The sequence below is a fragment of the Bradyrhizobium sp. LB14.3 genome (assembly GCF_040547985.1).
Taxonomy (GTDB): domain Bacteria; phylum Pseudomonadota; class Alphaproteobacteria; order Rhizobiales; family Xanthobacteraceae; genus Bradyrhizobium.
The window spans coordinates 43,321-58,259 of record NZ_JBEPQT010000034.1; the positions used below are offsets into that span (position 1 = coordinate 43,321).

At 61.3% G+C, this 14,939-nt stretch carries 12 protein-coding genes and 1 pseudogene; 4 read left to right on the top strand and 9 right to left on the bottom strand.

All coding sequences use genetic code 11. The features are described 5' to 3' along the window. Positions 1–43 precede the first annotated feature (43 nt). On the top strand, positions 44–1,003 hold the full coding sequence (locus ABIB00_RS34455; RefSeq protein ID WP_354069440.1) for an NAD-dependent epimerase/dehydratase family protein: 960 nt from the start codon (positions 44–46) through the stop codon (positions 1,001–1,003). A 43-nt stretch (positions 1,004–1,046) separates the two neighbouring features. Here ABIB00_RS34455 and ABIB00_RS34460 read toward each other — a convergent pair whose 3' ends face one another. From ABIB00_RS34460 to ABIB00_RS34490, 7 genes and pseudogenes are all read right to left on the bottom strand, one after another. Continuing rightward, complete coding sequence (locus tag ABIB00_RS34460; RefSeq protein WP_354107440.1) at positions 1,047–2,618, bottom strand: hypothetical protein; 1,572 nt, start codon at positions 2,616–2,618, stop codon at positions 1,047–1,049. A gap of 11 nt (positions 2,619–2,629) precedes the next feature. Next, positions 2,630–3,955: an oligosaccharide flippase family protein gene (locus tag ABIB00_RS34465; RefSeq protein ID WP_354069444.1), complete on the bottom strand. Its 1,326-nt coding sequence runs from the start codon at positions 3,953–3,955 to the stop codon at positions 2,630–2,632. A 62-nt stretch (positions 3,956–4,017) separates the two neighbouring features. Continuing rightward, entirely contained in the window at positions 4,018–5,406 is a 1,389-nt protein-coding gene (locus tag ABIB00_RS34470) for a hypothetical protein (RefSeq protein ID WP_354069446.1), read from the bottom strand. After that, positions 5,406–6,626, bottom strand: a complete 1,221-nt coding sequence (locus tag ABIB00_RS34475) for a LegC family aminotransferase (RefSeq protein ID WP_354069448.1) — start codon at positions 6,624–6,626, stop codon at positions 5,406–5,408. The genes ABIB00_RS34470 and ABIB00_RS34475 overlap by 1 nt, the downstream gene beginning before the upstream one ends. A 5-nt stretch (positions 6,627–6,631) precedes the next feature. Further along, positions 6,632–7,630 carry an NAD-dependent 4,6-dehydratase LegB gene (locus ABIB00_RS34480; RefSeq protein ID WP_354069450.1) on the bottom strand — a complete coding sequence of 333 codons (999 nt, stop codon included), beginning with the start codon at positions 7,628–7,630 and terminating at the stop codon, positions 6,632–6,634. 208 nt (positions 7,631–7,838) lie between these two features. After that, positions 7,839–8,238 (bottom strand): annotated as a pseudogene (locus tag ABIB00_RS34485) (DegT/DnrJ/EryC1/StrS family aminotransferase). 44 nt (positions 8,239–8,282) lie between these two features. After that, a complete protein-coding gene (locus ABIB00_RS34490; RefSeq protein WP_354069452.1) occupies positions 8,283–8,597 on the bottom strand; it encodes a Gfo/Idh/MocA family oxidoreductase in 315 nt (104 codons plus the stop codon). 107 nt (positions 8,598–8,704) lie between these two features. Here ABIB00_RS34490 and ABIB00_RS34495 point away from each other — a divergent pair, with 107 nt between their 5' ends. From ABIB00_RS34495 to ABIB00_RS34505, 3 genes are all read left to right on the top strand, one after another. Next, positions 8,705–10,033 carry a hypothetical protein gene (locus ABIB00_RS34495; protein WP_354069454.1) on the top strand — a complete coding sequence of 443 codons (1,329 nt, stop codon included), beginning with the start codon at positions 8,705–8,707 and terminating at the stop codon, positions 10,031–10,033. 100 nt (positions 10,034–10,133) lie between these two features. Then, positions 10,134–11,216, top strand: a complete 1,083-nt coding sequence (locus ABIB00_RS34500; RefSeq protein WP_354107441.1) for a CgeB family protein — start codon at positions 10,134–10,136, stop codon at positions 11,214–11,216. A gap of 523 nt (positions 11,217–11,739) precedes the next feature. After that, entirely contained in the window at positions 11,740–12,870 is a 1,131-nt protein-coding gene (locus ABIB00_RS34505; RefSeq protein ID WP_354107442.1) for a glycosyltransferase family 4 protein, read from the top strand. A 42-nt stretch (positions 12,871–12,912) separates the two neighbouring features. Here the strand turns inward: ABIB00_RS34505 and ABIB00_RS34510 are convergent, their stop codons facing one another. Next, positions 12,913–14,436: an MATE family efflux transporter gene (locus ABIB00_RS34510; RefSeq protein WP_354107443.1), complete on the bottom strand. Its 1,524-nt coding sequence runs from the start codon at positions 14,434–14,436 to the stop codon at positions 12,913–12,915. 119 nt (positions 14,437–14,555) lie between these two features. Then, positions 14,556–14,939 (bottom strand): CARDB domain-containing protein (locus tag ABIB00_RS34515; protein ID WP_354069462.1); only part of this gene is annotated, 384 nt, incomplete at its 5' end.

Below are 14,939 nucleotides of genomic sequence, written 5' to 3' on the forward strand. Positions count from 1 at the left end.
GGCTCGCTCGGAAGCCTGAGATACTCAAGACAATGGCATCAGCATGAAAGTTCTCGTGACCGGAAGCTCCGGCTTTATCGGGCAGGCACTGGTGCGGCGGCTGCGCGCCGAACATTGCGAAGTCGTGGGGCTGGACAAGGTTCCGGCCGGGGCCACCGATATCGTATGCGACATTCTCGATGCCGACGGCTTGACGAGAGCCGTGACCGGCGCTGCGCCGGACGCGGTGGTCCATCTTGCCGCACGCATCGATCTCGACGAAAAGGTCAACCTTTCCGGCTACACCGCCAATATCGAAGGCGTCGAGACCCTGGTCGAAGCCGTACGGCAGACGCCGTCCGTGCGGCGGGCGATCTGGACCTCGTCACAGCTCGTCTGCCGCGTCGGCTATATGCCGACCAGCGACACCGACTACCAGGCTGACACGCTGTACGGAAAGAGCAAGGTCCGCACCGAGGAGATTGTCCGCAGCGCCGACGGCGCCGGGCGCGAATGGTGCCTGGCGCGCCCCACGACCGTCTGGGGCCCTGGCATGAGCGCCCACTATCAGCGTTTCCTGCGCATGATCGAGCGCGGCCATTATTTCCACGTCGGGCAAGACCCGCTCTGGAAGTCGTATAGCTATATCGAGAACATTGTCTTCCAGTATTGGCGTCTCCTGAGCGTACCGGCGGAGCAGATCCATCGCCGAACGTTTTATCTCGCCGACTACACGCCGATCGATCTGATGGCGTGGTGCGACGCGTTTCAGCACGCGTTCGGTTCGCGGCCGATCCCGCATCTACCGAACAGCGTCGCACGCGCGCTGGCACACTGCGGTGATGCGGCAAACGCGATCGGGTTGAAGCGGTTTCCCTTCAATTCGTTCCGCCTCAACAACGTTCTCACGCAATATCAATTCGATCTCGCGCCGACCGCAGCGGTCTGCGGCCCGCTTCCCTTCGACATGGAGCAAGGCGTCGCGGCGACCGTCGCGTGGCTGCGCAACACCTCCGCACGCTGATATCAGGTCGCAGGCTCGTTGGCCTAGAGTTTGCCTCAGCCTGCTACACCCTCGCGGGCAGGGTCGCCAGATCAAGCATTAGTCCGGTCACCAGCATCGACGCCAGCACCAGGGCCGAATTGGCCATGCCGAGAGGTCCCTGAACCGGACTGAGCAGGACACTGGCGAGCACGAACACGAGCAGCAGCAACGGTGTCATCAGACCGGAATGCCGGCTTCCGGCCGCGCTCCAGCCGGCCACCCCCCCCCAGATCGCGACGTAGATGATGGCGCCCACAAGACCGAAATCGATGAAGGCCGCAGCCCATGCGCTCGGGTAGAAGCCGTAGATCCACGCCGCCCGTTGCTCAGCCTCCATGATTGCTAGCTGATCGCTCTCCGGGAAGAAGATCCGCAGCAGAGGCGATAACACGCCGATCTCGTACACGCCCCATTGGGGCGTGAACTCGTGGCGCGCCTTCCAGACCATGTCGACCGTCCGCACACCATGAGTCAGGTAGAAATAGGTGCCGAGGCCAGTTACGGCTCCGTGCGTCGACATGTGGCTGGATTCGATTGCCGAAGTGACATATCTGCGCGGCTTGACACCCCAGCGCTCCAGCATGGCCAGAACAGCGTCCGTCGAGCTTGCGTCGGGCGCTGACGGCGCGGTCGGCGCGACCGCTCGCGCCTCGGCCACCCGCTTGTTGAGCTCGGTTGCGGTGATGGCCTCCGCGGCTTTGGGCTGGTTGGGTTCGCCTGATACGCTCGAAGCAACGGCCTCAGGCGCGTTGCGCTGGGTCATCTCCTGTTGCAATTTAGAGATCAGAGGCGACATCTGGATACAGAAGTTCTGTCTGCTGGTCCAGATCGAGCTCGAATAGACCGCAAACAAGCCCACGGCGATGATGGTCTTGAGCACGAGATAGTGGCCAAGGGGCAACAGCGTTCGTCCCTGTAGGAGGCGTACCATCATCGTCATCGCGACCAGGACGAAAACGAACAGGATCGGCATCCGACCCGAATAGAGCAGCGCATACCCGACCGGCGAGATGATGGACAGTTGCGCCAGCACAGCCGCCCGGCCTCTGATTTCCTCGCCTTTCAGCAGAAACAGCACGATAGAGACGAAACCGAAGGAGAACATCGCGTAACCGCCGTAGAGCAGCGGCGTGCGCTTGATCGCGATCGTGTCGACCAGCCCGGGCGCACAGCGCAGCAGCTCGGCATAGCTGCTGTTGCTCACGCCGCTGAGGACGGTGCGGTCGAGCGCCACCAGCGCAATGCCGATGATGCCGAACAGCGATGCGGCCATGGTGACATTGTTTAGAACCGGCTCGGAAAGGCGCGGCGAACGCGCCAGGAGCACAAACCCGCGATCGAAGAGGAGCTTGCCGCCCTGATAGGACAGCAGAAAGATCGCCAGCCCCAGCGAGACCAACGTCAGCACCGCAGCGGAGGGCTGTCCCGGATAGTTGATCGGCCCGATGGCGACGGCGAGGAGGGTCCCGAGCCAGATCACCGTCATCAGAATCGCGGGCGACGCGAGAGCGCCGACCAACGGAGTGAACCGTTTCTGCATGCTTCCGTCCAAGAGGCGCCCCTCGGGTTTAGAAGTGAGATTGCCCTGACGCATGAGCCAGTCTTTCACGGATAGAGCATGTCCGGATCGGTGGGAAGGCCGACGGATTCGGTCGCAGAGCGTTCCCCGAATCTCCCGCGCATCCTGCGGATTGCGAACCCCACCAGGGAGAGGAACAGCACAGCACTGGCAACTCCACCGGCAAGCGGTGCCCCGTAGATGCCCAGCACGGGAACCAATGCCACGTTCAGCAGCGTCGACACCGCGGCTGAACCGAGATTGCAGATCATGAGATATTTGTCCGACCGCGCCGCGTAGAGAGCATAGGACGGGACATCCGCCAGCATGCGCAGGAATATCCCTGGAAGCATGGCATAGAACACGCCGATGCTCGTCGCGTAGGTGGACAGCCCAAGCAGCGCGAGCATGGGTCCCATTGCAAAGGCCGCAAGGATCATGGTCACGCAGTCCAGCGCCAGCATCGACCAGAAGAACGAGCGCAACGCCGTGCGATAGGCCTCCCTGCCCGCGGCATAGCCCGCGATAACTTTTGGCAGGAACTGATGCGACACCGAGCCGCCCAGCGACAGCAGGCCGATCAGGATCGTCGAATAGAACGTGTAGACGCCGAGCGCATCGCGACCGACGAACGCGTCGATGACGAAGCGGTCGACATAGGAGATGACCAGTGCTCCCGCTGCTGTCAACATGAAGGGACCAGCGGTGCGCAAGCCGTGACCAATCCAGGCCCAATCCGGCCGCCGCTTCCGGAGTTTGCGCCACGGCAGATCTCGCAGGGAGATCGCCGTGAAGAGAATCGAACTAGCTCCCCCGAGCCCCCACCAGACCAGGACCGTCTCGAACGAGCGCGACGACGGCACGGTGAACATCAGAATCGCGATGGCGTAGACCCATACGGCACCCCGAAGGAAAACAACGATATAGGCGCGAATCGGTCGCGACATGATGATGAGGAAGCGCGTGGCCTCGAGCGAGATATGCTCGGTCAACAAGATCAAGAGAAACCAGGTAGCGAGCCTTGCCGGAAACACCCCCGCAAGGACCGCCAGAGCCGAGAGGATTACCACGGCGAGAAACGTGAGCCCCCCCAGTGCGGCCTCATCTGCGATAATCTGCACCCGCCTTTCTGGCGTCGATGGCACCATCTCGCGATACATGTAGGAATAGAACTCGAGCCCCAGGCCGAGCAGTGCGAACGCCAGTACCGCTGTTATCAGTCCGTACTTGCCCATCTCCTCCGGCGAGAGCATCCGTGCCAGCAGCACAGACAGGAGAAAACGGCTGCCAAGCGTCAAACCGCGCAAGATAAGGACCGCGACGGCGGCAATAACCGCCGGCCGAGTTGCGAGGTCAAGCAGACGAGATCGCATCGCGCTGTTCCATCTACGCCCGGCCATCGACATCCGTTACAGGCGCGCGTCCCACGGGATCGTCAGGCCGCAGTTCTGCAGGATTTCAAGAATCGCGGCAGGTGCGCGTTCAGCGAACGCGCCAGCGGCTCGACCGAGGCCCGCAAGGCCTCGCTCCCCGGATCGAACTTGCGCCAGCCGAAATAGTCGCCTTCGACGCTGATCGACGCCAAGTGCCGCATGATCGCCCGACGGGTCGTGTCGAGATCGTCGGGGGATTGCCACCGCGCCAGCCGGTCAACGATGCCATCGACCTCGCTGGTGTCGCGGACGTGAAGAAAGTGCCGCTCGGTTGCGTAGTACGGCTCGGTCGCGATCGAGCACAACCCAGCCAGCGCCGCCTGGAAGCCAATGGTGCCCGTGAACGTCACCGACACCGCGCATTTCGCGTTCAGCAGATTCGCCGGCACGTCATAAGGCACCAGCACCACGAACGGCAGCTTCGCCAGGCGCTCGAACAGCTCGCGCTGGCGGAAACCGAACTGCAGCGGATGGTCCTTGACGAAGATGCGGTAGCCGACGCGGCTGAGCACCTCGCAATAGCGTACGACGACGTCGTCATGCGCGAGCATGTTTTGCGCCTCGAGCCAGTAATCCATCGAAGCTTCGGGGAAGAGCTGAAGCCCGAGGAACACCCGACGCTCGCGTGGCACTTCGGCGAGCCGCCTGTCCCAGCCATGATCGAGCATTCCAAGCACGGCCACGTCGCGCACGCGGACCTTGTGCTTGAGCCGCTTCGACGCATCGAGATAGTGGCAGTTGTAACGGTCGCGCTTGAGAAAGCGCCAGAGGTTGAAATATGCGCCACGCAGGGCGTAATACCCGAAAATCCACCAGAACCTGGCGAGTGAAAAACGCTGGGCGTCGCGAACATAAGCCGGCGCGAAATCTTCCCGGCAGAGCTGACCGACTGCCGCGTCGATGTCCTCCGTGGAGGGCTCGCGCAGCCAGGCTGGCTTTCCGCGCCGCATCAACATCACCTGATCCGGGATGATCGAGGTCGTCATCTCCAGGAAGTCGATACCGCGCCGCCGCGCGACGCGCGCCATCACGTCCATGACGTAGCGATCGATCGTGAAGGTCACGACCAACTCGGGGCCAAGAGTGTCAAAAGCCTGTTCGATGGCCTGCGCCATGCCGCCGATCATATTAAGCGCGAGATCGCGATCTATGCTCCTGAGCACACGACAGCGCAGGATGATGTCGGCGCAGCCCTCCTGGCCGAAGCGGTCGAGCGCCGCGGCGGCGGCATCGCCCTGGTCGATGAAACGATAGAAGTCGTCGACTAACGAATAGTCGCCGTCGTCGCGCAGATCGCTGAGCACAACCGCGTCGGCAAACTCCATGCGCGAGGCCAGGTACTTCCACCAGGCCGTCGTGCTGTGAATCGTGAAGAAAACGATCCGGGGCATCAGCGCTCGTTCGCGTTTTCGGCGAGGAACGGACTGCTCGGCAGGTTGATGCAGCGGGTATTCATATCTTCGGCGACGGGGAGCGCTGCGCGTGGACAGTCGCGGTACATCGGCAACAGGTGCATCGGCGTCCATAGCGGGCGCGCACGAATACCGTGGCCGTGCAGGGCCTGAAGCAGGCGGTCGCGCTCGGGGGCGTATTCGCGGTCGAGCACCAGCGTATTGAGCCAGTAATTGCTCTCGGACCCTTTCGGCTCACGATAGATGCGCGCCCATGGGAAATCGTTGAACGCATCGAGATACCGCCGAGCAAGGACGCGCTTGGCCGTGACCATTCCCCCTAGCCGTTCCATCTGCGCGCAGCCGAGCGCGGCATTGATGTTGGGCAGGCGGTAGTTGTATGCGATCTCGTCGTGCTCGAACGCCCAAGCATGGGCTTTCTTTGCAGTCGACGTGAAATGCCGGGCGTGGCGTGCATGCGCCTCATCGTCGGTCACGATCATACCGCCGCCACCTGTTGTGACAATCTTGTTGCCGTTGAAGCTCAGCACCGCGGAATGGCCGAACGTGCCACAGCCCTTGCCGTTCAGGCGCGAGCCCAGCGACTCGGTCGCATCCTCGACGATGACGAGGCCGTAACGAGCAGCGACTGCGCAGAGCGCGACCATGTCGACGGGATGTCCAAAAATGTGCACGGGAACGACGGCGCGAAGTCGGCGGCCCGTGTGCCTGTTCACCCAGGCGCCGTTCTGCTGCACGGCGACCGCATCGAGATGGGCCTCGAGCGCACGCGGGTCGAGCCCGAGCGTGTCCCAGGTCGAATCGACAAAGTGAGGCACGGCGCCGGCATGGCTGATGGCGTTGGCAGTGGCGACGAAGGTGATCGAGGGCAGCAGCACCTCGTCATTCGGCTCGACGCCCTCCAGCACCAACGCCGCATGCAGCGCCGCGGTGCCGTTGACGATCGCAACAGCGTGGCGCGACCCAGTCGCCTCCGCCACCATTTCTTCGAAACTAGTGACGTATTTGCCGGCCGACGACACCCAATTGGTGTCGATGCAGTCGAGCACCAACTCGCGCTCGCGATCACCGAACCGCGGCTCGTGCAGCTCGACCGGACGCTGGGCTGGGCCGAGCGCCGCATCGACGGCGTCGAGCACCGGATTAACGTCAAGCACGGCAGGACGGTTAGGGCTCGCTTGCGCGGAGGACATGCTCATGATGCTCACAACGTGTAGGTATTGACGCGATAGCGGGACAGATTGTCCTGCTTGGTGAACCAGGCGACGGTCTGTTCAAGACCCTTGCGCAGGCCGTCGACGCCGCCGAAACGCGGCGACCAGCCGAGCAGCTTGAGCGCCTTGGCGTTGGAGGCCCAGAGCCGCTCGACCTCGCTGCGCTCGGGGCGCACACGAACGTCATCGTGCTCAATCTCGATCTCGACTCCCATCAGCTCAGCAATTAGGTTCGCGGTGTCGCCGATCGAGATCTCGAAGGCGCTGCCGATATTGATGACCTCGCCGATGCTGGCCTTGGACTCGAGTGCCGCCAGGAAGCCCGCGGCGGTGTCAGCGACAAAGTTGAAGTCGCGGGTCGGATGAATGCTGCCGAGCTTGATCTGGCGCGCGCCTGCCGCGATCTGGGTGATGATGGTCGGGATCACAGCGCGGGCCGATTGCCGCGGGCCATACGTGTTGAAGGGCCGCACCACGGTCACCGGCGTACCGAACGAGCGCTCGAATGACAACGCAAGCTGGTCAGCGCCGATCTTGGTCGCGGAGTAAGGCGACTGGCCCTGCAGCGGATGCTCCTCGGTGATCGGAACGAATTGAGCAGTGCCGTAGACCTCGCTGGTCGACGTGTGGATCACCTTTTCGACGCCAAGATCGCGCGCTGCCTGCAGAACGTTGAGGGTGCCGCGGATGTTGGCTTCCACATAGGTATCAGGCGAGTGGTACGAATAGGGAATGGCAATCAGCGCGGCGAGATGCAGCACGGCATCGCATCCCTTCATCGCCGTGCGCACGCCGTTGGGGTCGCAAATATTGCCCGCGAAGACGTCAAACTCCTTGCGGATATCGGGCGACGAGAAATCGAGCCAGCCGTGCGAACCCGCGCTGTTGTAGTGCACGAACGTGCGCACCGCGACATTGCGGCGGACCAGCTCTTCGGCGAGGTGCGATCCGATGAACCCACCCGCACCCGTCAAAAGTACTTTTTGCAAAGTTCCTGTTCCCCTCTGGACGGGCCACCCGCCCCGCCTGCCGACCTGACACGGCCGCTTCTAAACATTCCCGCCGCTGGAGGCCAGTTTTGAATGCACTACAGGCCAACAACGGGCTCGGGAACCTCCGCACGAAGTACGAACGCGCGCGGCGCACAAGTCTTTGAGAAAGATCAATAAATCTCGCGCGATAGACGCGCAGCCGGGGCTATGCAAATTCGCGAACGAGCCAAATCACGCTCTCCTGCTGCGCCGGCGTGATTTCGGCAAACATCGGCAGCGACAGGATGCTGGTCTGGTCTCGGCATGCATGTGGAAATTGCGCCGCTGTGTGGCCGAATCGCGCATAGGCCTGAAGCAGCGGCAGCGCGGTCGGATAGTTGATCGCGGTCTGCATGCCATTGGCGTTGAGGTGAGCCGCCAGCGCATCGCGTCGCGGATGCCTGATAGTGTAGAGGTGATAAACGTGATCGCGACCGGGCGACCTGCGGTACGCTCACCCCTTCGATCTGGTTGAGACCAGCATCGTAGACTGCGGCAGCGCGCTGCCGCGCTTCGGTCCAGGCGGCCAGATGCGGAAGCTTTGCCGCCAGGATCGCGGCCTGCATCCCATCGAGCCGGCTGTTGACGCCCTCGATCTCGTGTTGATGCTTCACCAGACCCCGCCATGCCTCCCGCTCGGCGTGAGTACCGCGACGGCGTCAATGTCGTCGCGCGCGAGCATCTCGTTGTGATCGGCATACGCGGAAACCTTGAACTTCGCGGCGATTGCGTCAGCCCGTGCACGGTCGGAATCGCACACCGCAACTAAGCGAGCGCCTTCGACAATACCGCCACCCAGGAGTTCGGAATGACGCTTGGCGATATGCCCGCATCCGAGCAGGCCGAACCTAACCATGAGACTTCGATCTTTCCCCTTGATGGGCTCGTGACGAAAGGTCTTGAGCGCACCAGCCAGGCTGACCAATATTAACAAAAGCTCGAATAAATCAAGGTTTCAGACCGTTCATACCCCCATTCGGGCGTACCTCAGACATTGCTTGCGTTCCTCGAATGGGATATCCGAATCGCCACATGGCGCCCCTCACGGACTTCACGGATCACACGGCCGCGGACGGATTTCGTTTGCGCGGCAACGATCGCGGCGTACCGCTGCTCATCCTGTGCCATCTGGCCCTGGGCAGCATCTCGCTGATCTGCGTCGCGCGGATCTACCCGGTCTACCACATTCTCTTCGACAACGAGAAGCTACCCGCGGCGATTGCCACGGTCGCAGCGTTCGCCGTCCTGACCGTCTTGTTCGTCCGCGCCAGGTTCAGCTTCGGCTATTTTGCCGGCTACTACCTCTTCGTCATGATTGCCGGCTATCTCTGGCTAATCAACTTCACTGAGCTAGATTACAACCATCGCCTGAGCGGCCTCTCGGCGGCGGCCTCCGCCGCGGCATTCCTGTTGCCGGCACTCTGCCAGCCAACCTTGCCGCGATTGCTAAATTTGTCCACGCAGACTTTCGAGCGGCTATTGAGCTGCATCGTTCTAACTGGGGCTGCCGTCGCTGCGGTTGGAGCATATTACAACTTCAGGCTGGTCTCGCTTGGAGACATCTACACGTATCGAGAAGCTTTGACCGCACCGACACTGGTGAACTACTTGGTTGGGGGCACAATGACGGCCCTCTTGCCGTTCGCATTCGCATGCTACGCAGTGCATGGAAAACTCTGGTGGGCTGGCGCAGTCCTCATCCTGCTTTTGCTGTTCTATCCGATCACATTGAGCAAGCAGGCCTTCTTTACCCCCGCATGGCTTGTTTTCATGTTCGTGGTCACGCGGTTCATCAGCTTGCGGCTCACCGTCATCCTGTCCCTCCTGCTCCCGACTGCAGCGGGTCTGGTTCTGTTCGGCCTTTACCAGTGGGGCCTATTCCCAGAGCGGTTCGCGATGGCGGTCTTCCAACTCCTGAACCTCCGTATGGTGACCATGCCCTCGCTTGCGATGGACTATTATAACGCGTTCTTTTTCACTCACGATCTGACGCACTTCTGTCAGATCAGCTATTTGAAGCCAATCATGCCTTGCCCCTATCGGGAGCCACTGGCAGTCGTCATTTACAATTGGTTTGGCATCGGCGGCTACATGAACGCCTCGCTCTTCGCCACCGAAGGCGTTGCGTCCGTCGGCCCGCTGCTTGCCCCGATCTCTGCACTCTTATGCGGTATCGTCGTCGCCATCGCCAACGGCATGTCCGCAGGCGCATCCCAGCGGATTGTTCTCGTATCCTCGGCACTGTTGCCGCAGACCCTGCTCAACGTGCCGTTCACGACTGTGATGCTGACTCATGGAGCCGTCGTGTTGTTTCTCCTGTGGTATGTGATGCCGCGAGACACAACCGAACGAGCAGATTAACGCGATGCGTGTCCTCATCCTCAACGCCGACTATCCACGCTTCCTGACCTGGCTGTACCGCCGCACGCCCGATCTTGCCGGCGCGACTTACGCGACGCAGATGGCGGCGCGCAATGCCAGCCTGTTTGGCGTTGCCGATTTCTACTCACGCAACTTCGCGGCCGCTGGGCATGTCGCCGCCGACATTCACATCAACAATCCCTGGATGCGCGCAGCTTGGGCGCGCGAACACGGGCTTGCTTTCGAGCAGCCACCGGAGCCGGGCAACGAGGCTCAACGGCGAGCGATCCCCGGCTCGCTTCAACGCATGATCGCGCCATTCAAGCCGATCCTCAGGCCACTGGCACGAAAAGTGGGCTTGAGCCCACGGCTCGATGCGCAGGCGGAAGAGATCCTGTTGGCGCAGATTGAGGAATTCAAGCCGGACCTGGTCCTAAATCAGGACATCTTCCACATCGACGCACGCCTGGCCCGGCGGATCAAGGGCATCGGGCGGCCGACTCTGATCGGGCAGGTCGGCATCGTCCCCTCGCGCGGCGAGGATTGGTCGGCCTATGATCTGATGATCTCGCAGCTTCTGCGGGTCGTTCAGTCCCTTAGCGACGTTGGCGTCAGGTCCGAGGTGGTCCATCTGGCCTTTGAACCGGACATCCTCCACCGTCTTCCGCCCGCGCCTGAACGCAGCGTCGACATTTCTTTCGTCGGCGCGGTTTCGGCCGATCACCAGCAGCGGGTGGCACAACTCGAAGCGGTGGCGCGAAAATTCGACATGAAGCTCTACGGCAGCGGCCTGCAGAACCTGCCCGCCTCGTCGCCGCTGCACCGCTGCTACCAGGGCGAGGTCTGGGGCGTGGAGATGTACCAGGCGCTCCGGGCTTCGCGCCTGACGCTTAATTCGCATATCGACCAGGCTGGCCGCGAGGCCGGCAACGCGCGGCTGTTCGAGGCGACCGGCGCCGGCACGTTCCTGCTGACCGATTTCAAGGACAATCTCCACACACTGTTTGATGTGGGCAGCGAGGTCGCGGCTTGGCATACGGCTGACGACTGTCTGACGCTGATCGACCGCTATCTCGGGAACGAAGACGAGCGCTGCGCAATTGCTGCCGCAGGACAGGCGCGGACACTATCGACCCATACATTCAGGCGACGGATTGAGGACATTCTTCGCTTTGTGAGCTGAAGGTCGCGAGTCCCCTCACCCTTGACGGTACGAATCAAAATAGCCAAAGTGCCTGCGCATAAGAGACGCCATGTCACTTTGATGGCGCCTTTTTTTGTTTGAGGGCCCGGATGGCAGACGTTGATCATTTCAGATTCGGCGAACACCTTTATCTAGATCATTCTCAGCAAGCAGGCATCGAGCGGACCAAGCACAGGACGCTTCAATTCGGGCTGGATCGCACAACCCCAAAGCGTCGAAAATCAGATCGAGTATTCGCGTGGATCAAATACTCATTGACGAAGAGGATCGCTTGACGAGGTGCTCTTCTTACGAATCGTCACCGACCGTACTACGGGTGTCCATTCAAAGTCGGCACGACGTCAAACTCCAGCGGGTTTCGATTGCCTCATCACGCCTTGCTGCCGAAGTCGCAAACAAGAGCGGGCGCTGAACGATGAAACGCTATCACATTGGTGTGTTTCTCGAACTTCCGCTCGACGTCGGCGGCGGTTTCCAGCAGTCGCTCACCGACATCATGTGGATGCGCGACTGGGCCAGGACCGTCGGCCTGGAGGTTACCGTATTCACGACGCTGCGCGATAACGTTGCGATCCTTGCCGACCTCGGCATCACCGGCGTGTATCTGAAACTCAACTGGCTCGACCGCCTGTTCTTGTTCCTCAAATATCTGGGACCGTTCGATCTCCTGCAATACACCATGCGCACATGCGCGCCGTTTGAGAGAAAACTGAGGAACGCCGGGGTCGACATCGTCTACTTCACCACGACGTCCAACTGGAATCTGGTGCTCTACAAGCTGCCGTTCATCATCACAATCTTCGACGGCTGCCACCGTGACAGCCCGGAATTCGACGAGGTACGCGAATTTGCCCAGTTCGAGCGACGGGAAATCGTTTGGCGCAGCGCTTGCACCAAAGCTGCCCTTGTCATCACAAACGCCGACGAGCTTATCGAAAAATTATGCTTCCGTTATGCGATGGCGCTGGACCATGCCGTTTGCATTCCTCTTTCGCCATCACCTTACGTGACCCGAGCGAACGCGGACGAGGCAACACGGGAACAGGATGCTGCGATTTTGGGCAGATATGGCTTGGAGCCAGGCTATCTGTTTTACCCTGCACAATTTTGGTCGCATAAGAACCATGCGACCATCCTGCTCGCGATGCGCCTCCTGAGAGATCAAGGGCGAAAGCATACGCTGGTGCTGTGCGGCTCCGATCCTGGTGCCCGATCTACTTTCGAGGCGCTTGTCACCCATCATAAGCTTGAAGATTCCGTCCGTTTCCTCGGCTTCGTCCCCTCCACCGAGCTTGCCGCTCTCTATCGGGCAGCAAATGCGATGGTGATGGCTACCTATTTTGGCCCGACCAACCTCCCGCCCTTGGAAGCTTGGGCGGTCGGAACGCCCGTAATCTATCCGGAAGCATTGAAGGCGCAAGCCGGCGATGCCGCAATCCTGTTCGACTACGACGATCCCGCATCGCTGGCCGAGGCCATCGTCAAGGTCGGCTCGGCGGAGGAGCGCAGCCGGCTCGCCGCGGCCGGCAAGGAGCGGCTCGCTTTTTTTGCCGAGCGGATTGACGAGGGTCATCGCCAGCTCGCCCGGAAGCTGATGCGGCTGCGATACCGCTGCTATCCCCAGATCTACTGACTTCCACGGGAGCAGGAAAGACGATTGGCCGGATGTGCTAAATCAGTTCGGCACCGCCGCCAGCACCCGCGCACGCACCCGCTCCATCAGAAGCGGACTGGCCGCGATGGCAACGACGACCAGCCAGATCGCACACTCCGCGATGAAAGGCAGCAGCCCCGCCCCCGGCACGACATCCCGGATTGCTGCGCCGAGACCCCATCCGCCGAGCACGATCGTCGCCATGGTTGAGATCAGGACCACCACGTGGCGGACCGGATGGCTTAGCGTCTGGTAGACGATCACGAGCGTCAGGATTCCGAACTGGGTAAGCAGGTCGCTCGCAACGATCGCGATTGCGGCACCGAGCGGACCGAGCCGGGGAATCAGCACGGCCGACAACACCAGGAAAACTCCCAGCTGTACTCCCTTGGTCCGCACCAGGAGATTACCACGATTGCTGTGATTGGCGAAACTAAGGGCCATCAGGGAAGGCGCAACGACAGCCGAACCTATCAGCAGCGTGACGGTGAGCGCAGCGTCGTTCGGAATACTGCCATGCGTCCACAATGTAAAGAAATCCGGCCAGAACGGCAGCAACCCGCCGACGATCAAGCTGGCCATCGCGGTGATGAACAGCGATCCGAAGGCGTAGAGGCCGCGCAGCCGTACCAAGTCGCCGATCGCAAAATCGTGGCCGAGCTCAGCGCCGATGGGCAATGTCATCTGGATGCTGATGCCGCGCAGGAAGCTCGAGATCACGCGGATCAAGCCCCATTGCGCGACCGCCACGCGATCGGCAACCATCGCGCTGACCAGCAGCATCGGCGCATTGGCGAGCGCGATCTCCGTCAGATTGGCCACGGCGAATGGCAGCGCAAGACGGAATTGCCCGGCATTCCATAGCCAGGACCGTGAGGTGACCGCGCGTCCCCGCCCCAGGAATGGCAACTGGCGCGGGGCGTCGTAGACGGTCAGGAACAACGCGAACAGAATCTGCGTCGCGACGAAAGTGATCGCGACCGCAAGCAGGCTCCCGAGCCATGCAACCGCGATGAACTGTCCGATCTGTCCAACTAGCAGCGCGACATTCTGCGACCACACCGCGCGACTGTATTTGCCGCGCACGCGATAGAGCCCCGAGACGAGATTGGCCGGCAGAGCGAGCAGCGTGCCGACAGTGATGACGATCATCGCGACATTGAAGCTCGGCGTTTCGTGAAACCCGAGGACTGCCGCCGGCGGGAACAGCTCGGTACCCGCAATCAGCAGGACACTGAGTCCCAGGACGATCCCCAGATAGAGCCGCATCATGCGCGCGTAGAAAGTTGCCGTGCGTCCGTCGGAATCGACGCAGGCCTTGAACGCGAGAAAGCGGTTGATGGCACGAAGCTGCAGGCCGGCATCGGCGACGACAACGAGGCTTCCGGCCGCATACAGCGCGAGCCAGGCCGCAAGTGTGTCACTGCTCCAGAAATGCAAAAACGCCGGAATCAGAACGAGCTGCTGGGTCAGGGCAAGCAGCATCTGGACGACATTCGCAGACCAGCCATGAATGAGGCGGCGAAGGCGGCCGGGGACGTTCATTCGGCTCTCAAGCTGCATATCAACGATAGATCAGAGACATAGCTCGGCCACCCGTTGGTCATCGCAGTTGGGTCGGGGCAACAACCGCGACCATCACCCGTCATCGGCCCCCGAAGAGGTCAGACTATAATGAAGTGTCCTGTCGGGTCGACAAAATGAAATCCGGAGTCGGGGTTGTCCCCCCTGCCGCCAGTCGTGTCCTGCACCTGAGACGATGCGGCAATAACAGAAATTTGCGTAACATTGTGATTGTTGTTGGCCTCGTTGCTCTCCGAAATCGCATTATTGTAGTCCGCGATTCCGCCGATGTAATAGGTGCCAGGCGCCAGATTGGCTGGCAGCCCCAGCGAGATCGTCTGGTGATCGAAATAGCCCATCGCCCCGTTCGCCGACAGCCCTGGCGAGGCCACGGTCGTCAGTAGCGTATCTCCAGTCGTGATCGTTGCGTCGGTCGATAGATAGAGGCCCGAGATCGACGCGGCGGCGGCAGCCTTGCCAAAATT

Excerpts from the sequence above, each read along its gene's own strand:
- ABIB00_RS34455 (WP_354069440.1), top strand. The coding sequence starts at position 44 with ATGAAAGTTCTCGTGACCGGAAGCTCCGGCTTTATCGGGCAGGCACTG.
- ABIB00_RS34460 (WP_354107440.1), bottom strand. The coding sequence starts at position 2,618 with ATGCGTCAGGGCAATCTCACTTCTAAACCCGAGGGGCGCCTCTTGGAC.
- ABIB00_RS34475 (WP_354069448.1), bottom strand. The coding sequence starts at position 6,626 with ATGAGCATGTCCTCCGCGCAAGCGAGCCCTAACCGTCCTGCCGTGCTT.
- ABIB00_RS34495 (WP_354069454.1), top strand. The coding sequence starts at position 8,705 with ATGGCGCCCCTCACGGACTTCACGGATCACACGGCCGCGGACGGATTT.
- ABIB00_RS34500 (WP_354107441.1), top strand. The coding sequence starts at position 10,134 with ATGGCGGCGCGCAATGCCAGCCTGTTTGGCGTTGCCGATTTCTACTCA.
- ABIB00_RS34465 (WP_354069444.1), bottom strand. The coding sequence starts at position 3,955 with ATGCGATCTCGTCTGCTTGACCTCGCAACTCGGCCGGCGGTTATTGCC.
- ABIB00_RS34470 (WP_354069446.1), bottom strand. The coding sequence starts at position 5,406 with ATGCCCCGGATCGTTTTCTTCACGATTCACAGCACGACGGCCTGGTGG.
- ABIB00_RS34505 (WP_354107442.1), top strand. The coding sequence starts at position 11,740 with ATGCGCGACTGGGCCAGGACCGTCGGCCTGGAGGTTACCGTATTCACG.
- ABIB00_RS34510 (WP_354107443.1), bottom strand. The coding sequence starts at position 14,436 with ATGAACGTCCCCGGCCGCCTTCGCCGCCTCATTCATGGCTGGTCTGCG.